This is a genomic window from Microbacterium oleivorans (assembly GCF_001644225.1).
Lineage (GTDB): Bacteria > Actinomycetota > Actinomycetes > Actinomycetales > Microbacteriaceae > Microbacterium > Microbacterium gawkjiense.
Map to the genome: position 1 here is coordinate 239,621 of NZ_LSTV01000003.1, position 24,731 is coordinate 264,351.

At 70.7% G+C, this 24,731-nt stretch carries 26 protein-coding genes and 1 tRNA gene; 15 read left to right on the forward strand and 12 right to left on the reverse strand.

The annotated features are described in order from the left end of the window. Nucleotides 1-45: 45 nt before the first annotated feature. Nucleotides 46-732 (reverse strand): response regulator transcription factor, encoded by a 687-nt coding sequence (locus AYL44_RS09920; RefSeq protein ID WP_064003124.1) that lies wholly within the window; start codon nucleotides 730-732, stop codon nucleotides 46-48. 117 nt (nucleotides 733-849) lie between these two features. Here AYL44_RS09920 and AYL44_RS09925 point away from each other — a divergent pair, with 117 nt between their 5' ends. From AYL44_RS09925 to AYL44_RS09940, 4 genes are all read left to right on the forward strand, one after another. Beyond that, nucleotides 850-1,140: a hypothetical protein gene (locus tag AYL44_RS09925; RefSeq protein WP_064003125.1), complete on the forward strand. Its 291-nt coding sequence runs from the start codon at nucleotides 850-852 to the stop codon at nucleotides 1,138-1,140. Between the two features lie 171 nt (nucleotides 1,141-1,311). Continuing rightward, nucleotides 1,312-1,917 (forward strand): FABP family protein, encoded by a 606-nt coding sequence (locus AYL44_RS09930; protein ID WP_064003126.1) that lies wholly within the window; start codon nucleotides 1,312-1,314, stop codon nucleotides 1,915-1,917. Beyond that, nucleotides 1,914-2,993 (forward strand): YgfZ/GcvT domain-containing protein, encoded by a 1,080-nt coding sequence (locus AYL44_RS09935; protein ID WP_064003127.1) that lies wholly within the window; start codon nucleotides 1,914-1,916, stop codon nucleotides 2,991-2,993. The genes AYL44_RS09930 and AYL44_RS09935 overlap by 4 nt, the downstream gene beginning before the upstream one ends. Before the next feature lie 32 nt (nucleotides 2,994-3,025). Beyond that, the gene (locus AYL44_RS09940) at nucleotides 3,026-4,090 is read left to right on the forward strand and encodes an FUSC family protein (protein ID WP_064003254.1); all 1,065 of its coding nucleotides are present in this window, start codon (nucleotides 3,026-3,028) and stop codon (nucleotides 4,088-4,090) included. Between the two features lie 10 nt (nucleotides 4,091-4,100). On the opposite strand, the gene AYL44_RS09945 is transcribed toward AYL44_RS09940, so the two are convergent. Next, the gene (locus AYL44_RS09945) at nucleotides 4,101-4,925 is read right to left on the reverse strand and encodes a class I SAM-dependent methyltransferase (protein ID WP_064003128.1); all 825 of its coding nucleotides are present in this window, start codon (nucleotides 4,923-4,925) and stop codon (nucleotides 4,101-4,103) included. Nucleotides 4,926-4,966: 41 nt separating this feature from the next. Here AYL44_RS09945 and AYL44_RS09950 point away from each other — a divergent pair, with 41 nt between their 5' ends. Continuing rightward, a complete protein-coding gene (locus AYL44_RS09950) occupies nucleotides 4,967-5,716 on the forward strand; it encodes a phosphoglyceromutase (RefSeq protein WP_064003129.1) in 750 nt (249 codons plus the stop codon). A gap of 67 nt (nucleotides 5,717-5,783) precedes the next feature. Here AYL44_RS09950 and phoU read toward each other — a convergent pair whose 3' ends face one another. Further along, the gene (gene phoU / locus AYL44_RS09955) at nucleotides 5,784-6,455 is read right to left on the reverse strand and encodes a phosphate signaling complex protein PhoU (RefSeq protein WP_064003130.1); all 672 of its coding nucleotides are present in this window, start codon (nucleotides 6,453-6,455) and stop codon (nucleotides 5,784-5,786) included. A gap of 176 nt (nucleotides 6,456-6,631) precedes the next feature. Between phoU and AYL44_RS09960 the strand changes: the two genes are divergently transcribed. Continuing rightward, nucleotides 6,632-7,819: a sensor histidine kinase gene (locus AYL44_RS09960; RefSeq protein ID WP_064003131.1), complete on the forward strand. Its 1,188-nt coding sequence runs from the start codon at nucleotides 6,632-6,634 to the stop codon at nucleotides 7,817-7,819. Beyond that, nucleotides 7,816-8,499, forward strand: coding sequence for a response regulator transcription factor (locus AYL44_RS09965; RefSeq protein ID WP_064003132.1), 684 nt, complete (start codon nucleotides 7,816-7,818; stop codon nucleotides 8,497-8,499). The genes AYL44_RS09960 and AYL44_RS09965 overlap by 4 nt, the downstream gene beginning before the upstream one ends. A 59-nt stretch (nucleotides 8,500-8,558) precedes the next feature. On the opposite strand, the gene AYL44_RS09970 is transcribed toward AYL44_RS09965, so the two are convergent. Continuing rightward, complete coding sequence (locus AYL44_RS09970; protein ID WP_064003133.1) at nucleotides 8,559-9,044, reverse strand: hypothetical protein; 486 nt, start codon at nucleotides 9,042-9,044, stop codon at nucleotides 8,559-8,561. Nucleotides 9,045-9,178: 134 nt separating this feature from the next. On the opposite strand from AYL44_RS09970, the gene AYL44_RS09975 reads away from it, so the two are divergent. The 3 genes from AYL44_RS09975 to AYL44_RS09985 all read left to right on the forward strand — a co-directional run bounded on the left by AYL44_RS09975 (nucleotide 9,179) and on the right by AYL44_RS09985 (nucleotide 12,223). Next, entirely contained in the window at nucleotides 9,179-9,661 is a 483-nt protein-coding gene (locus AYL44_RS09975; protein ID WP_064003134.1) for a CarD family transcriptional regulator, read from the forward strand. 97 nt (nucleotides 9,662-9,758) lie between these two features. Next, a complete protein-coding gene (locus tag AYL44_RS09980; protein WP_064003255.1) occupies nucleotides 9,759-11,036 on the forward strand; it encodes an acyltransferase family protein in 1,278 nt (425 codons plus the stop codon). Then, complete coding sequence (locus AYL44_RS09985) at nucleotides 11,033-12,223, forward strand: bifunctional 2-C-methyl-D-erythritol 4-phosphate cytidylyltransferase/2-C-methyl-D-erythritol 2,4-cyclodiphosphate synthase (protein WP_064003135.1); 1,191 nt, start codon at nucleotides 11,033-11,035, stop codon at nucleotides 12,221-12,223. The genes AYL44_RS09980 and AYL44_RS09985 overlap by 4 nt, the downstream gene beginning before the upstream one ends. Before the next feature lie 9 nt (nucleotides 12,224-12,232). On the opposite strand, the gene AYL44_RS09990 is transcribed toward AYL44_RS09985, so the two are convergent. Together AYL44_RS09990 and AYL44_RS09995 are read right to left on the reverse strand one after the other, a co-directional pair. Continuing rightward, on the reverse strand, nucleotides 12,233-12,700 hold the full coding sequence (locus AYL44_RS09990) for a GNAT family N-acetyltransferase (RefSeq protein WP_064003136.1): 468 nt from the start codon (nucleotides 12,698-12,700) through the stop codon (nucleotides 12,233-12,235). A 1-nt stretch (nucleotide 12,701) separates the two neighbouring features. Next, nucleotides 12,702-13,628 carry an EamA family transporter gene (locus AYL44_RS09995; RefSeq protein WP_064003137.1) on the reverse strand — a complete coding sequence of 309 codons (927 nt, stop codon included), beginning with the start codon at nucleotides 13,626-13,628 and terminating at the stop codon, nucleotides 12,702-12,704. Nucleotides 13,629-13,686: 58 nt separating this feature from the next. Here AYL44_RS09995 and cysS point away from each other — a divergent pair, with 58 nt between their 5' ends. From cysS to AYL44_RS10010, 3 genes are read left to right on the forward strand one after another with little or no spacing between them, the layout of a single operon-like run. Continuing rightward, nucleotides 13,687-15,093 (forward strand): cysteine--tRNA ligase, encoded by a 1,407-nt coding sequence (gene cysS / locus AYL44_RS10000; RefSeq protein WP_064003138.1) that lies wholly within the window; start codon nucleotides 13,687-13,689, stop codon nucleotides 15,091-15,093. Next, entirely contained in the window at nucleotides 15,086-16,072 is a 987-nt protein-coding gene (gene rlmB, locus AYL44_RS10005) for a 23S rRNA (guanosine(2251)-2'-O)-methyltransferase RlmB (RefSeq protein ID WP_064003139.1), read from the forward strand. The genes cysS and rlmB overlap by 8 nt, the downstream gene beginning before the upstream one ends. A 60-nt stretch (nucleotides 16,073-16,132) precedes the next feature. Next, nucleotides 16,133-16,771, forward strand: coding sequence for an NAD(P)-dependent oxidoreductase (locus tag AYL44_RS10010; RefSeq protein ID WP_064003140.1), 639 nt, complete (start codon nucleotides 16,133-16,135; stop codon nucleotides 16,769-16,771). A gap of 6 nt (nucleotides 16,772-16,777) precedes the next feature. Here AYL44_RS10010 and AYL44_RS10015 read toward each other — a convergent pair whose 3' ends face one another. Then, entirely contained in the window at nucleotides 16,778-18,088 is a 1,311-nt protein-coding gene (locus tag AYL44_RS10015) for a DUF4032 domain-containing protein (protein ID WP_064003141.1), read from the reverse strand. A gap of 79 nt (nucleotides 18,089-18,167) precedes the next feature. Continuing rightward, the gene (locus AYL44_RS10020; protein WP_064003142.1) at nucleotides 18,168-19,271 is read right to left on the reverse strand and encodes an ABC transporter ATP-binding protein; all 1,104 of its coding nucleotides are present in this window, start codon (nucleotides 19,269-19,271) and stop codon (nucleotides 18,168-18,170) included. 226 nt (nucleotides 19,272-19,497) lie between these two features. Between AYL44_RS10020 and AYL44_RS10025 the strand changes: the two genes are divergently transcribed. Both AYL44_RS10025 and AYL44_RS10030 read left to right on the forward strand, forming a co-directional pair. Continuing rightward, nucleotides 19,498-20,469, forward strand: a complete 972-nt coding sequence (locus AYL44_RS10025) for a DsbA family protein (RefSeq protein ID WP_064003143.1) — start codon at nucleotides 19,498-19,500, stop codon at nucleotides 20,467-20,469. Nucleotides 20,470-20,499: 30 nt separating this feature from the next. Further along, a tRNA-Thr gene (locus tag AYL44_RS10030) sits at nucleotides 20,500-20,575 on the forward strand. Between the two features lie 39 nt (nucleotides 20,576-20,614). On the opposite strand, the gene AYL44_RS10035 is transcribed toward AYL44_RS10030, so the two are convergent. From AYL44_RS10035 to AYL44_RS10050, 4 genes are all read right to left on the reverse strand, one after another. Then, nucleotides 20,615-21,178 (reverse strand): hypothetical protein, encoded by a 564-nt coding sequence (locus AYL44_RS10035; protein ID WP_064003144.1) that lies wholly within the window; start codon nucleotides 21,176-21,178, stop codon nucleotides 20,615-20,617. A 75-nt stretch (nucleotides 21,179-21,253) separates the two neighbouring features. Then, nucleotides 21,254-22,534 (reverse strand): hemolysin family protein, encoded by a 1,281-nt coding sequence (locus AYL44_RS10040; protein ID WP_064003145.1) that lies wholly within the window; start codon nucleotides 22,532-22,534, stop codon nucleotides 21,254-21,256. A 62-nt stretch (nucleotides 22,535-22,596) separates the two neighbouring features. Beyond that, nucleotides 22,597-23,634 carry a TerC family protein gene (locus AYL44_RS10045; protein ID WP_197471638.1) on the reverse strand — a complete coding sequence of 346 codons (1,038 nt, stop codon included), beginning with the start codon at nucleotides 23,632-23,634 and terminating at the stop codon, nucleotides 22,597-22,599. Nucleotides 23,635-23,827: 193 nt separating this feature from the next. After that, on the reverse strand, nucleotides 23,828-24,730 hold the full coding sequence (locus AYL44_RS10050; protein WP_064003147.1) for a hypothetical protein: 903 nt from the start codon (nucleotides 24,728-24,730) through the stop codon (nucleotides 23,828-23,830). Nucleotide 24,731 lies beyond the last annotated feature (1 nt).

A 24,731-nucleotide genomic window follows, 5' to 3' on the forward strand; every position in this document is an offset into this window, starting at 1 on the left:
GGTGACGTGTGCGTGAACGTGGCGACGGATGCCGCGGCATCCGACTCAGGCGGAGGAGCCCGGCAGCTGCTCGTCCTCGTAGACGTTGAAGCGGTAGCCGACGTTTCGCACGGTGCCGATGAGCTGCTCGAGGTCCCCGAGCTTCGCGCGCAGCCGGCGCACGTGCACGTCGACCGTGCGGGTGCCGCCGAAGTAGTCGTAGCCCCACACCTCGCTCAGCAGCTGTTCGCGGGTGAACACCCGCGAGGGGTGCGTCGCGAAGAAGTGGAGCAGCTGGAACTCCTTGTAGGTGAGGTCGAGCGGGCGACCGTGCACCTTCGCCGAGTAGGAGGATTCGTCGATCGTGATACCGGAGGTCTGGATGCGGGTGGAGACCTGCTCCTTCGACACGCGTCCGATGGCGAGGCGGATGCGGGCATCGACCTCGGCGGGGCCTGCGCCGACGAGGACGACGTCGTCGATGCCCCAGTCGGGGGAGACCGCGGTGAGTCCGCCCTCGGTGACGACCAGCAGAAGCGGCGCGTCGAGACCCGTCGTCGTCAGGATCTTGCAGAGCGACTTCGCGGCGACGAGGTCCTTGCGGGCGTCGACGAACACGATGTCCGCATTGGGGGCGTTCACCAGCTGCGCCGCCTCGGCGGGGATCTGGCGGACCCGGTGGCTCAGCAGTTCGAGGGAGGGCAGGACGGAGTCGCCGCCGGCGGCGGAGCTCAGGACGAGCAGCTGTGCCAAGGGGGACCCTCCGGTGCGGACTCGGAACCGGTCTCATCTTAGGGGCTCGCCCCGCGGCCGCCGCGACGCGGGCTCGCCGCCGTGCGGGCCCCGCGCCGGTGCGTCACAATAGGGACCATGACCGCGCCCGAGATCCTCCCTCGTCGACGGGCCGCCGGAGTGATCGCGGTCTGGGTGGCCGCCGCTCTCGTCGCCCTCGCCGTCGGCGTGTTCGTCGAGCCCGACTGGCGCGGTGCGTGGCTGCTGGTCGGTCTCGGATTCTGCTTCTTCCTCGCCTTCGCAGTGCAGCTGGCGTCGGGGCGGTCGCAGGGGTTCATCATGCGCATCTCGGCGAGCGTCCTCGGCGCGATGCTGGTGATGGGACTCATCGGCGCCGGCTTCGCGCTCGCCGAACTCTTCGCGAGCTGATCCACCGGCATCCGCCGACCGGGAGCCCGCTCCCGGCCGCTAAAGTGGACGGCATGGATCTCGTCGCACTCGAACTCTTCTTCGTCGGGCTGCTCGGCCTCGCATCGCTCGCGATCGCGTTCGTGTCCGGCGTCGTCGTCTGGAACCTCTACCGCGGTCAGCGCTGACATCGTGATCGATCTGCCGACCGACCTTCCGGCTGATCTGGTCCCGCTCTCCTGGCTCCTCGGCGTGTGGGAGGGCACCGGCGTCCTCGAGTACGACGCGCAGGGTCGCACGATGTCGGGTGAGTTCTCCCACCGCGTGAGCTTCAGCCATGACGGTGGCGACGCCCTGAACTACGCGGCGACCGCCTGGTTCGAGGATGCCGAGGGCCGCCGCCGCGACCTCGTCGCCGAGACCGGGTACTGGCGGCTGTCCCGCCCCGCGACCGAGCAGGATCCTGGGCCCGCGCTGCTGCCGGCCCTCGCACCTCGCGTCGACGCGCGCACGGTGCACGACGTCGAGGCTCTCCGTACGGCGGAGGACGGCTTCGAGATCGAGGTCGCGCTCGTGCACTCCGACGGCATCAGCGAGCTCTACCTCGGCCAGGTGCGCGGTCCGCGCATCGATATCGCCACCGACGCGATCGTCCGCCCCGCGGGCGCCAAGGAGTACGGCGCCGCGACCCGGATGTACGGGCTCGTCGACGGGCACCTGCTGTGGGCGTGGGACATCGCCGCGCTCGGCTCGGACCTGTCGTCCCACGCCTCCGCTCGACTCGCGAGGGTCCAATGACCGCCGACGCCTTCGCGGCCGTGCCCGGTGCTGTCCTCGATGACCGCGGGCTCGCCCACGTCGGCAATCCGGTGCGGGAGCAGCGCGACCTCGCGAGTGGGGCCGCGGTCGCGCCCCTCGCGGACCGCGCCGTCCTCACCGTCTCCGGCGAGGACCGTCTCTCGTGGCTCGACTCCATCACCTCGCAGGCGTTGACGACCCTCGCGCCCGGAGTCGGCACCGAGTTGCTCGTCCTCGACCCGCAGGGGCACGTCGAGCACGCGGCATCCGTCGTGGACGACGGGGAGCGCACCTGGCTCATCGTCGACCGCGACCGCGCCGACGCGCTGCTGACCTGGCTGACGCGGATGAGGTTCCGCCTGCGCGTCGACCCGCAGGACGCCGCCGACCACGCCGTCGTCGGCGGGACCGCCGCCGCCGTCGACGCCCTGGGCGCCGCCGTCGTGTGGTGCGACCCGTGGCCCCGCGTGAGCCCCGGCGGGTGGGGATACTCCCCGGTCGAACCGCACCCCGGTGCCGAGCGCGACTGGGCCGAGGCGATCGTGCCGCGGGCCATGCTCGACGAGCTCGCCGCCGCCGCCGTCCGCGGCGACGTCCGCCTGGCCGGACACCTCGCCGTCGACGCGCTGCGTGTCGCCGCGTGGCGTCCCCGCGCCGCCACGGAGGCCGACGGCCGGACCCTCCCGCACGAGGTCGACTGGCTGCGCACGGCCGTCCACCTCGACAAGGGCTGCTACCGCGGCCAGGAGACCGTCGCCAAGGTGCACAACCTGGGGCACCCGCCGCGTCGCCTCGTCGCGCTGCAGCTCGACGGTTCCGATGCCGAGCTGCCTGACCCGGGCGCGCCGGTCCGCCTCGACGGCGCCGAGGTCGGAGCCATCACCTCCGTCGCCCGCCACCACGAGGAGGGCCCCATCGCCCTCGCGATCCTGAAGCGGTCCGTCCCCGTCGACGCGGCGCTGACCGTGGCCGTCGCGGACGGCGAGATCGCCGCGGCGCAGGAGGTCGTCGTTCCGCCGGATGCCGGGCGTGCGGCATCCGTCCCGCGTCTGCCCCGTCTGTCGCAGCGCCGCTGACGATGGCGCCCGAGCCGACCGCCACGGTTCCGGTGCCCACCGCCCGGAGGTATCCGCGTGAGGGCTGGGCGCGCCTGCGGGGGTCCGCCGTCGCGATCGTGCAGCTCGTCGTCGCTGCGAGCGCCGCGTTCTCGATCGCGCACTACGGCCTCGGCCACCCGGCTCCGCTAATCGCGGCGACCGTCACCATCTCGAGCCTGGGGCTCGTCCGCGACGCCCGGCCGTGGCGGGTGCTCGAGACCGTCATCGGCATGGTGCTGGGCGTCTTCGTCGCCGAGCTGGTCGTCTTCGCGGCCGGCAGCGGGTGGTGGCAGCTCGCCCTCACCCTCGGGGTGAGCCTGTCGATCGCGCGATTCGTCTCGCCGCAGGCGGGCTTCGCGATCGCCGCGGCGATCCAGTCGATCATCGTGGTCGTCGTCCCCTCGCAGACCCCGTTCCTGCGGTTGCTCGACGCCCTCATCGGCGGTGCGATGGCGCTGCTCGTCACGGCCCTCATCCCGCGCAGCCCGCTCCGCACCGCCCTGGCCGACGCGACGCGCCTGTTCGCTGCCTTCGAGGGCGCCGCCGGCACCGTCGCGCAGGGCCTCCGTCGTGGCAGCCGCGTGCGCGCCGAGCGCGGGCTCGAGAAGGCGCGCGAGCTGCAGGGCCGCGTCGACGACTGGCGGGTCTCGGTCGAGTCGGGCGCGGCGATCGCCCGCATCTCGCCGTTCCTCCGTCGACAGCGCTTCGAGCTCGAACGTTTCGAACGGATGCGGCAGGCCATGGACCTCGCGGTACGCAACCTTCGCGTCGTCGCCCGCCGCGCGGTCTACCTGAGCGACGACGGTCGCGAGCGCGACGTCACCGCCGATCTGCTCCTCGAGCTGGTGCGCGGCGCGAACCTGGTCGCCTCGTCGCTGACCGACATCTCGTACGAGCCGGCGGCGCGGGAGGTGCTCACCGCGGTGGCGGCCCGTCTCGACCCGGTCGCCCTCGTCCCCGATGGATCGCTCGGCGACCAGACCCTCATCACGGCGCTGCGGCCGCTCGCGACCGACCTGCTGTGCGCGACGGGCCTGCGCCCCGACGAGGCCCGCGCGCTGCTCCCGCGGGTCTGACGCGCGCCGCTCATCGAGGCGCGACGGCTTCCCACGGCACCGTGAACTCGCCCAGTCGCCACCGGCTCCGCCCGCCGATCGGCCACCCCGCCGCGACGAGCGCGTCGAGGGCGGCGCGCCACCGCTGGACCGGGCCGAACGACGACGCGGCGACCGCCCGCGTCCACTCGCGGTCGAGGGCGTCGAGGACATCGTGCACCCGCTCGCCCGGGACGTTGCGGTGGATGAGCGCCTTCGGCAGCCGCTCGGCGGCGACGGCGGGGGAGTCGAGCCCCGCGAGCCGCAACGAGATCGTGAGCGAGCGGGGTGCGGCATCCGGCCCGATCTCGAGCCAGGTCGAGATCCTGCCGAGCTCGTCGCACGTGCCCTCGACGAGCATCCCGTCCGGGCGCAGGCGCGACGCCATCCGTTCCCACGCCGCGGGCACGTCGGTCTCGTCGTACTGACGCAGGACGTTGAACGCACGGATCACCGCCGGGCGGCGCCCGTCCGGCACCGGCACCTCGAACCCGCCGCGCGCGAACGACACGCGCGCATCCGCGGCGAACACCCCCGCCCCCGCACGGACCTGCGCGAGCTGCGCGCGGGCGCGCTCCACGCGGGCCGGCTCGATCTCCAGCCCCAGCACCTCGACGTCCGGACGCGCCCGCCGCAGCCGGGCTTCGAGCTCGAACGCGGTCACCCCGCTCGCGCCGTACCCGAGATCCACCACGAGCGGATCGGCGGTCCGGCGCAGCACCGGATGCCGCGCGATCCAACGGTCCACACGGCGCAGGCGGTTGGTGTTCGTCGTCCCCCGGGTCACCTGTCCGACGACAGGATCGGAGCGCGTCATGCCCCCATGATCGCACCCGCCGCGCCGGTAGGATTGCGGGCATGACAGCCCCCTACACCTTGATCCTCCTCCGGCACGGCCAGAGCGAGTGGAACAAGTCGAACCAGTTCACCGGGTGGGTGGACGTCCGTCTCACCGATCAGGGCAAGGCCGAGGCCCAGCGCGGCGGCGAGCTGATCAAGGAGTCGGGTCTGCTGCCCGACATCCTGCACACCTCGCTCCTGTCCCGCGCCATCCAGACCGCGAACATCGCCCTCGACGCGGCCGATCGCCTGTGGGTGCCGGTCAAGCGGTCGTGGCGCCTCAACGAGCGCCACTACGGCGCGCTGCAGGGCAAGGACAAGGCGCAGACCCTCGAGGAGTTCGGCGAGGAGCAGTTCATGCTCTGGCGTCGCTCGTTCGACGTGCCGCCGCCGGACATCTCCGACGACGACCCGTACACGCAGGTCGGTGACGTGCGCTACGACGGCATCGATGGCGAGGTGCCCCGCACCGAGTCGCTGAAGATCGTCATCGACCGCCTGCTGCCCTACTGGGAGAGCGAGATCGTCCCCGACCTGAAGACGGGCAGGACCGTGATGGTGACCGCCCACGGCAACTCGCTGCGCGCGCTCGTGAAGCACCTCGACGGCATCAGCGACGACGACATCGCCGAGCTCAACATCCCCACCGGCATCCCGCTCGTGTACCGCCTCGACGAGAACCTCGTCCCGATCGGACCGGGAGAGTACCTCGACCCCGACGCCGCCGCTGCCGGCGCCGCCGCGGTCGCCTCGCAGGGCAAGAAGTAACCCGCCTCACGCCGGGAACACGAAGAGCGGATGCCTCGCGGCATCCGCTCTTCGTCGTTGCGGCGGCTCAGACCTCGAGGTCGACGCCCTCGGTGTCGGCGGCCCAGGTTCCGGTCGCGAGGTACGACACCTTCTTGGCGACCGACAGCGCGTGGTCGCCGAAGCGCTCGTGGTAGCGGGAGGCCAGCGTGGCGTCGACGGTGGCGGATGCCTCGCCCTGCCAGTTGTCGCTCAGGACCTTCTCGAACACCGCGAGGTGCAGTGCGTCGAGCTGGTCGTCGAGCTCGTGCAGGCGGCTCACGAGCGACAGGTCCTCGGTGCGCAGCAGGTCGGCCAGGGTGCGGGCGACCTCGGTGTCGATCTCGCCCATCTTCGTGAACGTGTTCTTCAGTCCCTTCGGGACCGCCCGCTCGGGGAAGCGCATCCGCGTCAGCTGGGCGATGTGCTCGGCGATGTCGCCCATGCGCTCGAGCGAGGCGCTCACGCGCAGCGCCGCGACGACGATGCGCAGGTCGCGCGCGACGGGCTGCTGGCGCGCGAGGATCTCGATGGCGAGCTCGTCGAGCTCGATGGCCTTGTCATCGATGACCTGGTCGTTGTCGATGACGTCCTCGGCGAGGGCGACGTCGCTCGTGGCGAAGGCTCGGGTGGCCTTCTCGATGGCGACGGTGACGAGTTCGGAGATCTCGACGAGACGGGTCTGCACGTCCTCGAGGGACTGGTGGAAAACTTCGCGCATGGAGCACCTTCTCTTCGTGCGGGCGGGTGAGGGGCGCGACTGTCGCGCAGAGACCTCGGCGATCCTCCCGCGCTCAGGTTAACGGTCGGTGCCGACACGGTGAACAGTCGGCGGTGACCGACCTACGGGCCGATTTCCGTCCGATGGCGGGGGTGTGCCCACCCTACGCTGGGGTCATGGATTCGACGCAGCTCGAGCTGCTGGCGCTCGTCGTGGGGCTCCTGGTCGGCGGTGGTGCGGCCGCGCTCGTGTTCTATGCGGCGCGTTCGCGGGAGCGCACCCGGCTCGTGACCTCGACCGAGCTCCCCGAGGGCACGGCATCCGTCCTGCAGGCCATGGATGACGCGGCGGTCGTCGTCGATCCGTCGATGCTCGTCCTCGCCGCCTCCGCGACGGCGGAGGTCTTCTCGCTGCGGGTGAACGAGAGCCTCGACGCCGAGCGGCTGCGCGCCCTCGTGCGCGGCGCCCGCCAGACGGGGCTCCCCGCGACCGAGAACATGACGCTCAACCGCGGCGTCGAGCCGCGCGTCGTGGCCGCGCGGGCGAGCGTCATCACCCCGCGTCTGACCCTCATCGTCATCCGCGACATCACCGAGCGCGAGCGCGTCGAGCAGATGCGGCGCGACTTCGTCTCGAACACCTCGCACGAGCTCAAGACCCCCGTCGGCGCCGTCACCCTCCTCGCCGAGGCGATCGAGTCCGCCGCCGACGACCCCGAACAGGTGCGTCACTTCGTCAGGCGTCTGAGCGCCGAGGCGACCCGCCTCGGGCAGCTGACCTCCCGCATCATGAACCTCTCCCGCCTGCAGTCCGCCGACGAGATCTCCGAGATGCGCGACGTCTCGGTGGACGAGGTGGTCCGCGCGGCGATCGAGTCGCTCGCGGTGTCGGCGGAGTCCGCCGAGATCAGCGTCGCCCGCGGGGGCGACCGCGGCCTGTTCGTCCGCGGCGACCGCCAGATCCTCACCGAGGCGGTCAGCAACCTGCTCGCCAACGCCATCGCCTACTCGCCGCCCGGAGCGCAGGTGGGGGTCGGCGTGCGGGAGGCCGACGGCGCGGTCGAGATCGCCGTGGCCGACCATGGCATCGGCATCCCCGAGGAGGACCAGCAGCGCGTCTTCGAGCGCTTCTACCGCGCCGACCAGGCCCGGTCCCGGCGCACCGGTGGCACGGGACTCGGGCTCGCGATCGTCAAGCACGCCGTCCAGCGCCACGGCGGCTCGGTCGACCTCTGGTCGCGCCCCGGCCGCGGGTCGACCTTCACGATCCGCCTGCCCCTCGCCGCCGTCGACGCCTCCACCACCCGTAAGCCCAAGAAGAAGAAGATCGGCGCGAAGGCGCCCAGCAGAAGGAAAGCCTCATGACCCGAGTCCTGATCGTCGAAGACGAACCCGACCTCGCCGACCCCCTCGCCTACCTCCTGCGACGGGAGGGGTTCGAGGTCGAGATCGCCGAGGACGGCGGCCTGGCCCTCGACGCGTTCACATCGCGCGGCGCCGACATCGTCCTGCTCGACCTCATGCTGCCGGGGATGCCGGGCACCGAGGTGTGCCGCGTCATCCGGCAGACCTCCAAGGTGCCGATCATCATGCTGACCGCGAAGGACAGCGAGGTCGACATCGTCGTGGGGCTCGAACTCGGCGCCGACGACTACATCACGAAGCCCTACTCCTCGCGCGAGCTGCTCGCCCGCATGCGCGCCGTGCTGCGCCGTGCGGACAGCGACGAGCTCGACGTCGACGACCGCATCATCCAGGGCGGTCGGGTCACCCTCGACATCGACCGGCACACGGTCGCCGTCGACGGTAAGGAGATCTCGATGCCGCTCAAGGAGTTCGAGCTCCTCGAACTGCTCATGCGCAACGCCGGCCGCGTGCTGACGCGCGGGCAGCTCATCGACCGGGTGTGGGGGAGCGATTACTTCGGCGACACGAAGACGCTCGACGTCCACATCAAGCGCATCCGCTCGCGCATCGAGACGAACCCGAGCGACCCCGTCATGCTGCTGACCGTCCGCGGACTCGGCTACCGCTTCGAGGCCTGAGCGCCCCCCTCGACGACGAAGGCCCCCACCTCGCGGTGGGGGCCTTCGTGACGGGGGTGTCAGCCGGTGGTCGTCGCCGTCGCGGCGGGCGTCGGGACGAATTCGGTGTAGTAGGGGAGCGTGCCGTCGAGGATGGGGACGGCGACGCGGACGCCCTCGCCCTCGCCCGACTGGAACGAGACGTCGACGTCGGAGCCGGGCTTGCCGGTGTCGTCGAACAGGAGCGGAGCCTGCGTCACGCCGAGGCTGACGGTGCTGTTCGCCGGGACGTCGACGCGCTGCGGCTGGTCGCCGACGGTGACGTTGAGGACCAGGTCCTCATCGGTGCCGTTGACGATGCCGGCGATGAGGTTGCCCAGCGAGCCGTCCTCGTTGGCGATGATCATGGCGTTCCGGACCTTCAGCGGCCCGGACTCGGGGATGTTGACGCCGTCGGACGCCGAATACTGGATGGTCGTCGCCTGCGGGGCCAGCATGTTGCAGCCCGTGGTTCCCAGAACGACGGCGGCGCCCAGGGCGAGGGACGCGATGAGACGCGATTTCACGGATCCTCCAGATGACACGAACGGCGGCCCTCTCATCCTATGGGGTCACGACGGCGGGGCCGGGCGGAGGGGGCGGCGAACTCTAGCGTATGTCGCCTGTGGTATTCTGGAGGTTGCCGAAAGGACACAACTGCATGCTTTTTGAGGTTGGCGAAACCGTCGTCTATCCGCACCATGGCGCTGCGACCATCATCGAGGTCAAGGATCGCGTCATCAAGGGAGAGACGAAGAAATACCTGAAGCTCAACGTCACCCAGGGCGACCTCATCATCGAGGTTCCTGCGGACAACGTCGATCTCGTGGGCGTCCGCGACGTGATCGGCAAGGACGGGCTCGAGAAGGTCTTCGACGTCCTGCGCGCACCCTTCACCGAGGAGCCGACCAACTGGTCGCGTCGCTACAAGGCGAACCTCGAGAAGCTCGCGTCGGGTGACGTCATCAAGGTGAGCGAGGTCGTGCGCGACCTGTGGCGCCGCGACCAGGACCGCGGGCTCTCCGCGGGTGAGAAGCGGATGCTGGCGAAGGCGCGGCAGATCCTCATCTCCGAGATCGCGCTGGCCCTCAAGGCCGACGAGGACAAGGCGTCCAGCGTCCTCGACGAGGTCCTCGCCTCCTGAGACCACGAAAGAACGGCCGGCTGCTCAGCCGGCCGTTCTTCGTTTGCCGCGGAACCGCATGCGTGCGTTCGAGCGATGCGCGCGCCATGATGAGGCCGTGACCACCCGCGCCGCACCCGCCGCCGTCGACCTCGCGCGACGGGACCTCACCCTCGACCTCGCCCGGGTCGTCTGCGTCCTGTTCGTCATCGTCGTGCACCTCGTGCAGGTCGGCATCGGACCCGGACCCGACGGCGGTCTCGTCGCATCTCGCCCCGCCGAACAGCAGCCGTGGTTCGACGCGGCGACGTGGGTCGGGCAGATCATGCCGCTCTTCTTCGTCGTCGGCGGATTCGCCGCGGCCACAGGCTGGCGGTCATGGACGGCGAAGGGCGGGGATGCCGCCGGCTTCATCCGCACGCGCACGCTCCGTCTCGCGCAGCCCGCCCTGCCCCTCTTCGTCTTCTTCGCGGTGGTCCTCGGCGTCGCCACGGCGGCGGGTCTGCCTGCGCAGCTTGTGTCGGATGCCGCCGTGGGCGCCGGGTCGCCGCTATGGTTCCTCGCGGCGTATCTCCTGTGCCAGGCGGCGGTCCCGTTCCTCGCGGCCTGCCACGCCAGCCGCCCGGTGGCGACGCTCGTCGTCCTCGCCCTGGGGGTCGTCGTGGTCGACGTGGCGCGGTTCTCGTCGGGTGTCGAGGAGGTCGGCCTGCTGAACCTGCTGTTCGTCTGGCCCCTCGTGCAGCAGTTCGGGTTCTGGTACGCCGACGGATGGTTCGACCGGCGGCATCCGCTCAACCTCGTCGGCATCGCGGCCGCCTGCTACCTGCTCCTGTGGCCGTTGACGGCGGTCGGACCGTACTCGACCAGCATGCTCGGCAACCTCAATCCGCCGACGGTGCCGCTCGTGGTCCTCGGGATCGCCCAGGCCTGCCTGCTGCGACTGCTCAAGCCGGCGCTCGCGCGCCTCATGTCGCTCCGCGCGATGCAGGGGGTCGTCTTCGTCCTCGGGTCCCGGCTCATGACGATCTACCTCTGGCACCTGCCGGTGATGCTGGCCCTCACCGGCGTCAGCCTGCTCATCCCCGGGGCGGCGCCGACACCGGCGTCCGAGGCCTGGTGGTGGTCGCGGCCGATCCTCTTCGTCGTCGTGCTGGCCGTCCTGCTCCTGCTCTCCCTCGCCATCGCGCGATGGGAGGCCCTCGGTACGCTCGGGCCGACACCGCCCCGGGCGGTCGTTGCCCTCGCCTGGGCGTGCGCGTTCGTCCCGCCGTTCGCGGTGATGGAGTGGTTCCTCGACCTGCCGATCGCCGTCGGGGGTGCGGTACTGCTGGCCGTCGCCGTGTTCCTCCTGCGACGCCGCCCGCGCGCACACGCGTCGGTACGCTCGGAGGCATGAGCATCATTCCCGTTCCCCGTGTCGCCGTCATCGTCGTCGCTGCGGGGTCGGGCACCCGGCTCGGGGCCGACGCGCCCAAGGCGTTCGTGGGGATCGATGCGCACACGATCCTGCGTCACGCGCTGCGCGGCGTGTTCGCGGCCCCGCAGGCGCAGGTGGTCGTTGTCGCCCCCGCCGACCGCGTCGGCGACGCCACGACCGAGGCCCACGAGGCCGCCGGTGATCGGGGCGACCTGGTCTCGGTCGTCGCCGGCGGGGCGACCCGGCAGTCGTCGGTCGCGGCGGGACTGGCCGCGGTCTGGTCCGACGTCGAGATCGTCCTCGTCCACGACGCCGCCCGCGCGCTCACCCCGCCCGAGGTCTTCGCCCGCGTGATCGACGCGGTCGCTGCGGGGTCGGACGCGGTCATCCCCGTGCTGCCCGTCGTCGACACCCTGAAGCGGATCGACGCCGACACGGTCGTCGAGCCGGTGGACCGGTCGATCCTCGCCGCGGCGCAGACGCCGCAGGGCTTCCGTCGCGCCGTCCTCGACGACGCGTATCGGGATGCCGCCGCCGACCACACCGACGACGCCGCCCTGCTGCAGGCCGCCGGCACGGTCGTGCGCACCGTCCCCGGCGACGAGCGGGCGTTCAAGATCACGACGTCGGCCGACCTCGACCGGGCACGCGCGCTCGTCTCGCCGATCCCGCCGGTCGTACCCGCGGCGCCGGTCGCGATCCCGCGGGTCGGGATCGGCACCGATGTCCACGCCTTCGGCGGCGACGGCACGCTGTGGCTCGCCGGCCTCGAGTGGCCGGGGGAGCCGGGACTCCACGGGCACTCCGACGGGGATGCCGTCGCGCACGCGATCGTCGACGCGGTGCTGGCCGCTGCGGGGCTCGGCGACATCGGCACGCACTTCGGCACGGACCAGCCCGAGTACGCCGGTGCGCACGCCGCGGCGTTCCTCGCCCGCACCCGCGCGCTCGCCGGCGAGGCGGGATGGCGCATCGGCAACGTCAGCGTGCAGGTGCAGGCGAACCGGCCGCGGTTCGCCGCGCGGCGCGCGGAGGCGGAGCGGGTGCTGTCCGAGGCGCTCGGCGCTCCCGTCGCGGTGTCGGCGACGACGACGGACGGACTCGGGTTCACCGGTGCCGGAGAGGGCGTCGCGGCGTTCGCGGTCGCCGTCGTCGTCCCCGCGTGACCCGGCGGCTCAGAGCTCTCTCGTCATGAAGGTCGAGGCGGGATCCGGGCGGTAGTCGCCGAACGGCTCGCATTCGACGAACCCCTCGCTCGCGTACAGCGCGCGCGCGGCGAGGAACGCGGCATCCGACCCCGTCTCCAGCCAGACCCGGGTGAGGCCGTCGGCGCGCGCCGCGGCGAGGATGTGACGCAGGATCGCGCGGCCGACGCCGGTGCCGAGGTGGGCGTCGGCGACCCGCATCGACTTCAGCTCGCCGTCTGTCGCGCTGAGGCGGGCGAGGGCCCCGATCCCGGCGATCCCGCCGTCCCGCCACGCCGACCAGACGGTGACGGACGGATGCCGCAGCGCGCCGACGTCGAGGGCGTGCACGCTCTCGGCGGGGGACTGCGCGTGCATGCCGGCGAGGTGCTGCCGCACGAGGGCGGTGCTGGCCCGCCCGGTGAGGTCGTCGAGGCGGATGTCGAGGGGAGCGGGCACGTCAGGCCTCCACGGCGAACGGGGCGGGGTCGCGGGGTCGGCGCGACCCCCAAGCGAGGGTCACGAGACCCGCCGCCAGGACGACGAGGCCCGTCACCGCGAGAAGGGAGAGTCCCTCGCCGAGCACCGTCACGCCGAGCACCGTCGCCGTGAGGGGTTCGCCGAGGGTCAGCGTCGCAGCCGTAGCCGCCGTCAGCCCCTGGAGGCCCCACGTGAAGAGCACATAGGCGAGGGAGATCGTCGCGAGACCGAGCCAGAGCGCCATCGCGAGCCCGGACGGCGTCGCCGCCCAGCTCAGGTCGACGAAGGGGATCGCCGCGGCGCACAGGACGGCCGACCCGGCACCCATCGAGCCCACGACGGTGAACGCGTCCCATCCCGCGTCGAGCAGGCGCCGCTGCGCGTTGGCGATCACGGCGAAGCAGGCGCCGGCGCCGACGGCGGCGGCGAGACCGGCGCCGTCGACGCCACCCGTGCCCGACGCGCCGCCGATCCCCAGCAGCACGACACCCACCGCGGCGAGGGCGGTGGCCGCCATCCACAATCCGGAGGGCGCCCGGCGCGAGATCGCCCATTCGAGGATGCCGGCGAGCACGGGAGCGGACCCGAGCGCGATCACGGTGCTGACGGCGACGCCGTTGGTCTCGGTGCCGAGGAAGAAGAGCGGCTGGTAGAGGCTGATCGCGACCCCCGTGGCCGCCATGAGCGCGAGCGGGCGCCAGGTGAGCGCGGGGCGCCGCCGGTCGGGCGTCCGCCGGCGGAACCGGGTGGCGAGGAGGAACGCGAGGGCAGCGAGCCCGATGCCGCCGACCACCATCCGCGCGACGCCGACCGAGAGCGTCGAGGCGTCGTCCGGACCGAGGGCGTTGGCGGTTCCCGTCGTCCCGAACAGCAGCGCGGCGGCGAGGACGGCGAGCAGATGCAGCACCCTCCTTTTCTATCGTCTCGACGCGGGTGCCTCCGCCACCCGCCGGTAGCATGGACCGGTGACGGTTCGGCTCTACGATTCCCAGGCTCAGGCGCTGCGCGACTTCGCGCCCGCCGACCCCGGAAACGTCACGATGTACGTCTGCGGGCCGACCGTCCAGTCGGGGCCGCACATCGGCCACGTCCGCGCGGCGCTGAGCTTCGACGTCCTCCGTCGGTGGCTCGCCCACCGTTTCGGTCGCGTCACGTTCGTCCGCAACGTCACCGACATCGACGACAAGGTCCTCGCGAACGCGACCGACGACGAGCCCTGGTGGGCGCTGGCGTACCGGATCGAACTCGAGTTCTCGCGCGCGTATGCCGCGGTCGGCATCCTGCCCCCGACGTACGAGCCCCGGGCGACGGCATCCATCCCGCAGATGCAGGAACTCATCGAACGCCTCATCGAGGCCGGCCACGCGTACGCCGCGGCAGGTGACGTGTACTTCGACGTGCGGTCCTGGCCGCAGTACGGGTCGCTCACCCGCCAGTCCGTCGACGCGATGGAGTCCGCCGCCGACGCCGATCCGCGCGGCAAGCGCGATCCGCGCGACTTCGCCCTCTGGAAGGGCGCGAAGGAGGGCGAACCGGCGGATGCCGCATGGGCATCGCCCTGGGGATCGGGCCGTCCCGGCTGGCACATCGAGTGCTCGGCGATGAGCCGGCGCTACCTCGGGCCCGAGTTCGACATCCACGGCGGGGGCCTCGACCTGCGCTTCCCGCACCACGAGAACGAACTCGCGCAGTCGACCGCCGCCGGTGATCCGTTCGCCCGGTACTGGGTGCACAACGGCCTCGTGACCGTCGGCGATCAGAAGATGTCGAAGTCGCTCGGCAACTTCCTGCTCGCCGAGGACGTCTTGGCCGAGAACGACCCCGTCGTGGTGCGGTACGCGCTGCTCGCCGCCCACTACCGCTCGAATCTGGATCTCTCCGCCTCGACATTCGCCGAGGCCGAGGCGGCGCTCAGTCGGATCGACTCGTTCCTGCAGCGCGTCCTGCGGGCGACCGAACATCCCGCGACGGCACTGCGTCCGGGATGGATCCCGGACGCGTTCGCGGCGGCGATGGATGACGACCTCGGCGTGCCGCAGGCGCTCGCCGTGCTCCACGACACGGTGCGCCGTGGCAACACGGCGGTCGATGCGGGGGACCTGGCGACCGCCATCACGCACCGGGGGAGCGTCGTCGCCATGTTGCAGGTCCTCGGACTTCCCGCAGACGATTCCGCGACAGCGGTCGGTTACGGCGCCGCCGCGGACGCCGCCCTCGACGCCCTCATCACCACCATGATCGACCAGCGCGCGGAGGCCCGCGCGGCGAAAGACTGGGCGGCAGCCGACCGCATCCGCGACGCGATCGCGGCGGCCGGCGTCGTCCTCGAAGACGGTCCCGAAGGGACCCATTGGAGTTTGAACAATGGCTAAGCCAGGCAACCCGTCCGCCGGACGCGGCAAGAAGGGTCCCACGAAGGGATCCGGCGGCAAGAACAAGCGCTCGCTCGAAGGGCGCGGCCCGACCCCCAAGGCCGAGGACCGCGCCTGGCACCCCGCCGGGAAGCGCAAGGCCGCCAAGGAGCGGTTCGTCGCCGCCGGTGGCAAGCCGCAGATCCGCCAGACCACGGGCGGTCGCGCGCCCAAGGCGAAGTCCGGTGACGACACCGAGACCGTGACCGGGCGCAACAGCGTGCTCGAGGCCCTCCGCGCCAAGATCCCCGCGACCGCGTTCTACATCGCGCAGCGCGTCGAGATGGACGACCGCGTCAAGGAGATGCTGTCGATCGCGACCCACCGCGACATCCCCGTCCTCGAGGTCACCCGTCAGGAGCTCGACCGGATGGCCGGGTTCGACGGAGTGCACCAGGGTGTCGCGCTCAAGGTGCCGCCGTACGAGTACGCCCACCCGCAGGACCTGCTCGAGCAGGTCATCGACCGCGGCCAGCTGCCCCTGTTCGTCGCCCTCGACGGCGTCACCGACCCCCGCAACCTGGGTGCCATCATCCGTTCCACCGCCGCGTTCGGCGGGCAGGCGATCATCCTGCCGCAGCGCCGCTCGGCGGGCGTGAACTCCGCCGCGTGGAAGACGAGCGCGGGGGCGGCCGCCCGAATCCCCGTCTCCATCGCGCCGAACCTCACGACGACGCTCAAGGAGTTCAAGAAGCAGGGTGTCTTCATCCTGGGTCTGGACGGCGGCGGGGACGTCTCCCTGCCCGCGCTCGAGCTCGCCGACCGCCCCGTCGTGATCGTCGTCGGCTCCGAAGGCAAGGGTCTCTCGCGCCTGGTCACCGAGACGTGCGACCAGATCGTGTCGATCCCGATCAACGCGGCGACCGAGTCCCTGAACGCCGGCATCGCGGCATCCGTCGCGCTCTACCAGGTCGCCACGCTGCGCGCGGCGTCCGAGTGAGAGCTCAGGCATAGGAACGCGCGCCAGACTGGCGTCACCGACTGCGAAAGGACGCATCCCATGACCCGTATCGCTGTGATCGGTGGCACCGGCTACGCCGGCGGCCACATCGTCGCCGAGGCCGCCGAGCGCGGCCACACGGTCGTCTCCGTGGCCCGCAAGCTCCCCGCCGAACGCGTCGACGGCGCGACCTACGTCGAGGGCACGCTCCTCGACGCGCCCGCTCTCGTCGCCGAGCTGGAGGGCGTCGAGGTCGTCGTGTTCGCGACGTCGCCGCGCGGTGACATGGCCGGCAAGATGCGGGATGCCGTCACCGAGGTGATCCGCGAGCTCCCGCTGTCCGTACGGGTCGGTGTCGTCGGTGGCGCCGGAGGGAGCCTCGTCGCCCCGGGTGGACCCCGTGTGATCGACAGCGGCTTCCCCGAGGAGATCAAGCCCGAGGCGATGGAGGCCATCGGCATCCTCGAAGACCTGCAGGCCGACACGACCGGCCGCGAATGGTTCTACATCCACCCGGCCGGCGGATTCGGCGCCTGGGCGCCGGGGGAGCGCACCGGTTCGTACCGCGACGGCGGCGACGTCATCGTCACCGACGACAAAGGCGAGTCCTTCATCTCCGGTGCCGACTTCGCGATCGCCGTGCTCGACGAGATCGAGTCGCCGAAGCACCGCAACGAGCGGTTCACCGTCGGGTACTGACCCCGCTCAGACGAGGTCGCGCCAGTTGACCTGTTCCTCGTCGTCCTCGTCGGGGAGGGGCAGATCGGCGGTGACGACCGGAACGGCCATCGTCTCGGTCGGCGGTCCCATCACGGTCGCCTCGTCGCGGCGGTGACGGAGGACGTCGTCGATGTACGACGACAGGACCTCCGCGATCGGGATCGACTTGCCGCGCGCCTGCGACATGTACCACCGGTGCTCCAGCACCTGGTGGAACACCTCGGCGGGCTCGAGCTTGCTCCGCAGCTCCCACGGGATGGCCTTCACGACCGGTTCGAACACCCGCGTGAGCCACTCGTGCGCGACCATCTCCTCGTCGCTGCCGAGGCGCGAGACGCGGGCGGCGAACTCGTCCATGTCGTTGAGCAGGCGCCGCGCCTGGTTCTCCTCGACGTCGAGCCCGGTGAGGCGGAGCAGACGTCGCTGGTGGTGGCCGGCATCCACCACCTTCGGTTGGATGAGGACCTTCGTGCCGTCGGCGGTCTCGTCGATCGACATCTCACCGATGTCGAAGCCGAGACCGTTGAGCCGCTGCACACGCTCGGTGATGCGCCACGTTTCGTTCGCGGCGAAGCTCTCGGTCTCGGTCAGCGCGCTCCACAGGGAGCGGTACGAGGACATGATGCCGTCGGCGATGGCGACGGCATCCACACCGCCTTCGAGGCGGCCACCGGCTTCGAGGTCCATGATCTCGCCGGCGATGTTCGTGCGGGCGACGTCGAGGTCGTGCTCGCGCTGACCCCGCGTGAGGCCGCCCTCGTGCAGTTCGCCCGTCTCGGCATCCACCAGGTACGCGGCGAAGGCCCCGGCATCCCGTCGGAACAGCGTGTTCGACAGCGACACGTCGCCCCAGAAGAAGCCGACGTTGTGCAGGCGCACGAGCAGGGCCGCCAGTGCGTCGACCAGGCGCGTCGCGGTATCGGGACGCAGCACCTGGGTGAACAGGGCGCGGTAGGGGAGGGAGAAGCGCAGGTGCGCGGTGACGAGGGCCGCCGGGAGCGGTTCGCCCTTGGGCGTCCGCCGCCCGTCGATGACCGCCACCCGACTCACGCAGGGCACGTCGAGCCGGCCGAGCGAGCCGAGCATCTCGTACTCCCGGCGCGCCATCTCGGCGGTCGTCTCCTTCACCGCGATCACCCGCCCCGACAGGCTCGCGAATCGCACGAGGTGGCGGGAGAGGCCTTTGGGGAGCGAGACGATCGCGTCGCTCGGCCACTCGCCGAGCGGGGTCGACCAGGGCAGGGCGAGGAGCCCTGCGTCGACGCTGCTGGCGGTGATGCTCAGGGAATGGACCACGCGGTGACCTCCGGCTCACGCGCCGCGGCGCGGGAGGTCCGGAGACCTTCCCGCGCCGCGGTCCTGCTGATGATGACGATCAGGCCGAGACGACCGGCTTGTCGTTGAGGCGGTCGCCCGACTCGATGTCGAACGCGTGGACGTGGCCCGGCTTGGCGGCCAGCGTGACCGTCTCGCCCGCGTTCGGGTGGTTGCGGCCGTCGACACGGGCGACGACGTCGGTGCGCTTGCCGTCGATGTCGACGTGACCGTACAGGTAGCCGTCGGCGCCGAGCTCCTCGACGAGGTCGACCTGAACCGCGAGGCCGCGACCGTCGGCGGGGCCGACCTCGATGTCCTCGGGGCGCACGCCCACGGTGACCTGGCTGCCGGTGGCGCGGCCCACGGTGTCACGGTCGAGCGGGACGACCTCGGTGCCGAACTGGATGCCGCCGTCGGCGAGGCTCGCCGGGAACAGGTTCATGGCGGGCGAGCCGATGAAGCCGGCGACGAACACGTTGTTCGGCTTCTCGTAGAGGTCGCGCGGCGTGCCGACCTGCTGGAGCAGACCGTCCTTGAGGACCGCGATGCGGTCACCCATCGTGAGGGCCTCGGTCTGGTCGTGCGTGACGTAGACCGTGGTGACGCCGAGGCGACGCTGCAGCGACGCGATCTGCGTACGCGTCTGGACGCGGAGCTTGGCGTCGAGGTTCGACAGCGGCTCGTCCATGAGGAAGACCTGGGGCTGACGGACGATGGCGCGACCCATGGCGACACGCTGACGCTGACCACCCGAGAGGGCCTTCGGCTTGCGGGTCAGGTACTGCTCGAGGTCGAGGAGCTTGGCGGCCTCGAGGACGCGGGCGGCGCGCTCCTCCTTGCCGACACCGGCGATCTTGAGCGCGAAGCCCATGTTCTCGGCGACGGTCATGTGCGGGTACAGCGCGTAGTTCTGGAAGACCATCGCGATGTCGCGGTCCTTCGGCGGGACGTCGGTGACGTCGCGGTCACCGATGCGGATCGAGCCGGAGTTGACCTCCTCGAGACCCGCGAGCATGCGCAGGGAGGTGGACTTACCGCAGCCGGACGGACCGACCAGGACGAGGAATTCGCCGTCGGCGACCTCGAGGTTGAGCTTGTCGACCGCGGGGCGGGTTCCACCGGGGTACAGACGGGTTGCGTTGTCGAACGTGACGGACGCCATTGTTTCTTCTCCTTCACCGGCAGGTACGTGCCGGACGATCCGTAGTGAAGCGAGCGGGGACGACCCCGCACACCCGCCATCGGGTGCGTGTTCAGTATGGCACGGGAGGACCGGGAGAGGGGATGCGGTCTCGTCAGCCTTTTTCCAGCGCGTCTGACTAACATCGGACCGTGCGCCACCCCCGAGCGCCGGGCCCCGAGGCCACCACAGATCTTCCCGAGGTTTCATGTCCACCGATTCCGGCGACACTCCGTCATCCGCGACCGACCGCCGCGAGGCCGTGCGAGAGAAGGCGCAGCGCGTCCACGTCCGCCAGTCGCGCGCGCGGATCGCTCGTCGCATCTCGCTCGGCGTCCTGGCGACCGCGGCCGTCGCCGCTGTCGCGACCGTCGTCGTGTGGTCGGTCACCTCGACGATGGGCGGACGTGACCTGACCCCGAGCACCGCATCGTCGGACGGCTTCGCGGTCAGCGACGTCACGGGCGTCGCGGCGGACCAGGGCGCGATCGACGAGAGCGCCGTCGAGGCGACCCCGGGGTCGGACAAGGCGGCGACGCCGGCACCGACGGCATCCGCCACCGCTGCTCCCGTCGACATCCGCGTCTACGTCGACTACCTCTCGCCGGGTGCGCGCGAATGGCAGCTCGCCAACGTCGATCAGCTCACCACGTGGGTGGACCAGGGAGCCGCGACGCTCAGCTACCACCCGGTGTCGATGCTCACGGCCAAGTCCAACGGCACGAAGTACTCGCTGCGCGCCGCCGCGGCGGCGGCCTGCGTCGCGACCCACGACGAGAGTGTCTTCTTCGCGTACAACACCGAGCTGCTCACGCGTCAGCCGGCGATGGACACCGACGGGTTCTCCGACGTCGAGCTCGCCGACCTGGCGCAGGCCGTCGGCGCGAGCGACCCCGAGAAGCTGCGATCGTGCATCGAGGACGGCGACTTCATCGAGTGGGCGAAGGATGCCACGGAGCGCGCGATCGCGGGCATCCCCGACACCGACGGCCTGGAGCTCACCGGCACGCCGATGATCCTCGTCAACGGCCAGCCCTACATGGGTGCCCTGTCGGATGCCGCGGAGTTCTCGCAGTTCGTGCTCACGAGCGCGAGCGACGCGTTCTACACCGAGCAGACCCCGACCCCCACGCCGACGGCACCGGCGGAGACGCCGACGCCCACCGCGCCTGCGGAGTGACCGGCGCGGCCCGGATAGACTGGGCCACCTGCCGGCTTGGCGCAATTGGTAGCGCACCGTACTTGTAATACGGGGGTTGCAGGTTCAAGTCCTGTAGCCGGCACCATCAAGCCCCGACCCGTACTTGTCATACGGGGATGCAGGTTCATTGCGCTTCTGCGCTGAGCCGCTCCGCGTCGCGCTCGACGAGCCACGACCACAGTTGTTTGCGGAGCTGTGAGAGAGCGCCCTGTGATCCCCACGGAACCCGCAGGAGCATGTGGGCGGTGGCGACGTCGATCCAGAATCCGACCGTTCCCGGTTCCCAGATGCTGTGCTCGATGGGCCGCGGGCGTGCAGCGACATCGACGGCGGCGGCTTCCGTGGTGGCCGTGAAGGACCACAGTGCGACGGGCAGGAACGAGGCAGGCTCCACGTGTACGACGTCAGCGTGGCGCTGAGGAGAGCCGTTCGAAAGCTCCCGCAGATCCGCCGGCCAGTCGCGCAGATCGTCTTCATCGGTGACATCCGTCCAGCGCTCGATCGCCTCGGCGAGAGCGACTGCAGTCCGCGGGCCCAGGCGGAAACCGAACCAGCCCACAGTCGCCTGCGGGCCTGCGACGAACCAGGCCCGACGGGCGAGCGCCCAAACCTCGGCCGCCTCGTCGTCATGCCACGGCTGTTGCGCCGCCGCCGGCACGAAGAGGTGGATCTGCCAATCGTGCGTCATGACCGCGCGACGATCCTGCTCATGTCACGACGAGAACGCGTGCGGGTGGATGCGGGGTGATGCGGAACATGGCGCCTACGCCACCGGAGCCTCGGTCTCGCGAGGCGTGACGCGGACCTCCGCGATGCGCCGGCGGTCCATGGCGGTCACCTGGATCGTCGCGCCGTCGACGTCGATCGTGTCGCCCACGACCGCGAGGCGACCGAGCTGCTCGGTCACGAATCCGGCGACCGTGTCCGAGGCGCCGCGGGGGAGCGTGATCCCCGTCGCCTCGGAGAAGTCCTGCAGGTTGAGGCGCCCGTCGATGATCTCGCGATCACCCACGGGGGCGACTGCGTCGTCGTACTCGTCGAAGATCTCACCGACGACCTCCTCCACGAGGTCCTCGAGGGTCACGATGCCGTCCGTACCGCCGTACTCGTCGACGACGACCGCGATCTGGTGCCCTTCCGCCCGCATCTTCGTCAGCGTCGGGAGGACGCGCGCCGTCGACGGGAAGTAGGGGATCGGTCGCACGATGCTGGACAGGGGGGCCGCCGCATCCGCCGCCGCCTCGAACAGGTCCCGGACGTGCACGAAGCCGACGATGTCGTCGATGGACGTGTCGGCGACGGGGTACCGCGAGAACGGCAATTCGTGCACCGCGGAGATGGCCTCGCCGATCGTCGCGCTGTCGTCGAGGGAGGTGACGTCGGGGCGCGGCCGCATGACCTCGCTCAGCTGACGCTCGCGCAGCGAGAGGACGTCCTCCAGGATGCGTCGCTCGTCCTCGGGGAGACCCTCGTGGCTCGCGACGATGTCGCGGACCTCCTCGTCGGTGAGCTCCTCGCCGGTCTTGTGCGGGTCGCCGCCAAGCAGACGCACGAGGGCGTTCGTCGACACTGACAGCAACCAGATGACCGGTCGCATGACCTTCGCGAACCCGTCGAGGACAGGCGCGACGACGTAGGCGAACTGGGCGTTCCGCTGGATGGCGAGCCGCTTCGGCACGAGTTCCCCGAGCACGAGCGACAGGTAGGCGATCAGCAACGTGAGAATCAGCGTCGCGATCGTCAGGGCCAGTCCCGGGTCGGCGCCCCAGGATTCGATGAGCGGCGCCACCGACGGTGCGATGGAGGTCGCACCGTAGGCGGCGGATGCGAACCCCGCCACCGTGACGCCGATCTGCACCGCGGAGAGGAACGTATTGGGGTTCCGGGCGAGGCCCGCGACCTTCTCGCCGCGCTTTCCGCGCGCGGAGATCGCGTTGATCTGGCTCTCCCGCAGGGTCACCAGCGCCATCTCGGTCGCCGCGAACACCCCGCCCACCAGGACGAACACCACGACGAGGGCGATGTTCAGTGCCAGATCGTTCATCGGATCACTCCGACGGGTCCGGTCTCATCGGTGGGCGGGATCCTATGATCGCTGTCCATCGGTCAGCGGTGCTCCTTCGTCTCTGCGGGGGAGGGGGTCGTGGTCGGTGCGCCGGCGGCGAGCTCGCGGTCTCGGTCGCGACGCGTCTTGGCGAGGCTCGCCACCGTGGCCACGACGATAGTGGCCGCGATGAACAGGAGCGAGAACCAGATCGGGATCTCGGGAGCCCACAGCATCGGCTCGCCCCCGTTGATGAACGGCAGCTCGTTGACATGCATCGCGTGCAGCACGAGCTTGACACCGATGAAGGCGAGGATGACGGCCAGGCCCTGCGCGAGGTAGACGAGACGCTCGAGCAGACCGCCGATGAGGAAGTACAGCTGACGCAGGCCCATGAGCGCGAACGCGTTCGCGGTGAACACGATGTACGCCTCGTTCGTGAGGCCGTAGATCGCGGGGATCGAGTCGACCGCGAAGATGAGGTCGACGAAGCCGATCGCGATGATCACGAGCAGCATCGGGGTGACGAACCTCTTACCGGCCTTCTTCACCGTGAGCTTGTCACCGTTGTACTCGTCGCTGACGGGCAGGACGCGGCGGACGAACTGCATGAACTTGCCGTTGGCCGGGTCGGACTCACCGTGCGCGAACGCCTGACGATAGGCGAGGAACAGCAGCAGCGCGCCGAAGACGTAGAAGATCCACGAGAAGTTCTCGATGAGGGCGGCGCCGACGGCGATGAACGCACCGCGCATGATGAGCGCGATGACGATGCCGATCATCAGGACCTTCTGCTGGTACTTCTTCGGCACCGCGAACCCGGTCATGACGATGAGGAATACGAAGAGGTTGTCGATCGACAGCGCCTTCTCGGTCAGGTACCCGGCGAAGTACTCGCCCGAGTACACCCAGCCCCATCCCGGGATGAGGCCGATGACGACACCGAAGATCAGCGCGAGACCGATGTAGAAGGCGGACCAGCGCGCCGACTCGCCGATCGACGGCTCGTGCGGCTTGCGGACGTGCGCGAAGAATTCGTAGACGAAGAAGGCGATCGTGACGGCGATCGTGATGCCCCAGACGAGAGGGGTGATTTCCACAGGAGTCTCCTCAATGGCGTGATGAAAGGACGCCAGAGTCTTCTCCATCCCGATTGATCGGGACCGGTGGTCCGGGATGCACCTTCACATCCGTAATGACGAACCGACCGTCGTGGAGTACTCCCCCTGGGGCTCAAAATGTTACGGGATCGGCGCGGGCAAAACTGACAATTGCCTGACGCGGCCGAGCGTGCTAGCCGCGGGATGGTTCCTTGAGATCGTCGCTCGCGTACGGCGCCGGCGCCGGCGCGTGCGCATACGGGATGAACCAGCTCGCGAAGTCGAGCGGAGGAGTCGCGGCGGCGGCATCCTGCTTGCTCGACGCATCCTGATCGACGAAGAGGGATTCCGCATCGAGGTCCTGGAACAGCACGGTGTCCAGGTGCTCCCGCCAGCCCTCCGGCAGGTCCCCGGTGAGGCGTTCGGCGCTGCGCGCCGCCTCGTCGAGCACGAGCTTCAGCGCCAGCTCGTGGGCGACGGTGGGAGGGTACACGGGTGAGGCGCTGAGCCGGGAGGTGACCTCGATCGTGGCGGCGAGGAACTTCTGCGCGAACGCCCGGTCGTAGTGCGTGGCGTACTGCGGAGGCAGCTGTGAGATCACATGCGTCTCCCGCCAGGCGGATCGGTCGTCGGCCGCGTCCGCGAGCTGCCGGACGTCGTCGAAGAGGCAGTCGACGACCAGGACCGAGGCGTTCCAGACGAGACCTTTGATGATCGTCCGCTGACGCAGCTCGGATGCCGTGGCCTCACTCGTCGAACCGCCGAAGAGCTCGTCGAGCGCCCAGTCGATGCCGGCCAGGCGCGCGCCGGCCCGGGCGACCCGCGCGGTGTCCGACGAGCCCTCGGGAAGGGTCCCCGACGTGCCCTGCCACTCCGAGTCCACGATCGACGAGCTCGTGGACGCGATCCGCACCAGGTGCTGCGCGCCGTCGGCCACCGACACCTCGATCAGCGACAGCAGCGCGTCCTCGGCATCCATCGACGACGCGGACATGCGTGACGCGTCATCCATGCCGCCGACGAGGTCGTCGGGGTGCGCGCAGACGAGGTCGAGATCGATACGGACCGCCGCGCGGTAGCGGGGAACGGGTGCCATG

Bases quoted from the DNA above. Each gene is read 5' to 3' on its own strand.
- AYL44_RS10050 (WP_064003147.1), bottom strand. From the start codon at position 24,730: ATGGCACCCGTTCCCCGCTACCGCGCGGCGGTCCGTATCGATCTCGAC.
- phoU (WP_064003130.1), bottom strand. From the start codon at position 6,455: ATGCGCGAAGTTTTCCACCAGTCCCTCGAGGACGTGCAGACCCGTCTC.
- AYL44_RS09960 (WP_064003131.1), top strand. From the start codon at position 6,632: ATGGATTCGACGCAGCTCGAGCTGCTGGCGCTCGTCGTGGGGCTCCTG.
- AYL44_RS09985 (WP_064003135.1), top strand. From the start codon at position 11,033: ATGAGCATCATTCCCGTTCCCCGTGTCGCCGTCATCGTCGTCGCTGCG.
- AYL44_RS10035 (WP_064003144.1), bottom strand. From the start codon at position 21,178: ATGACGCACGATTGGCAGATCCACCTCTTCGTGCCGGCGGCGGCGCAA.
- AYL44_RS10040 (WP_064003145.1), bottom strand. From the start codon at position 22,534: ATGAACGATCTGGCACTGAACATCGCCCTCGTCGTGGTGTTCGTCCTG.
- rlmB (WP_064003139.1), top strand. From the start codon at position 15,086: ATGGCTAAGCCAGGCAACCCGTCCGCCGGACGCGGCAAGAAGGGTCCC.
- AYL44_RS10025 (WP_064003143.1), top strand. From the start codon at position 19,498: ATGTCCACCGATTCCGGCGACACTCCGTCATCCGCGACCGACCGCCGC.
- AYL44_RS09925 (WP_064003125.1), top strand. From the start codon at position 850: ATGACCGCGCCCGAGATCCTCCCTCGTCGACGGGCCGCCGGAGTGATC.
- AYL44_RS10010 (WP_064003140.1), top strand. From the start codon at position 16,133: ATGACCCGTATCGCTGTGATCGGTGGCACCGGCTACGCCGGCGGCCAC.
- AYL44_RS09935 (WP_064003127.1), top strand. From the start codon at position 1,914: ATGACCGCCGACGCCTTCGCGGCCGTGCCCGGTGCTGTCCTCGATGAC.
- AYL44_RS09950 (WP_064003129.1), top strand. From the start codon at position 4,967: ATGACAGCCCCCTACACCTTGATCCTCCTCCGGCACGGCCAGAGCGAG.
- AYL44_RS09975 (WP_064003134.1), top strand. From the start codon at position 9,179: ATGCTTTTTGAGGTTGGCGAAACCGTCGTCTATCCGCACCATGGCGCT.
- AYL44_RS09945 (WP_064003128.1), bottom strand. From the start codon at position 4,925: ATGACGCGCTCCGATCCTGTCGTCGGACAGGTGACCCGGGGGACGACG.
- AYL44_RS10020 (WP_064003142.1), bottom strand. From the start codon at position 19,271: ATGGCGTCCGTCACGTTCGACAACGCAACCCGTCTGTACCCCGGTGGA.
- AYL44_RS09965 (WP_064003132.1), top strand. From the start codon at position 7,816: ATGACCCGAGTCCTGATCGTCGAAGACGAACCCGACCTCGCCGACCCC.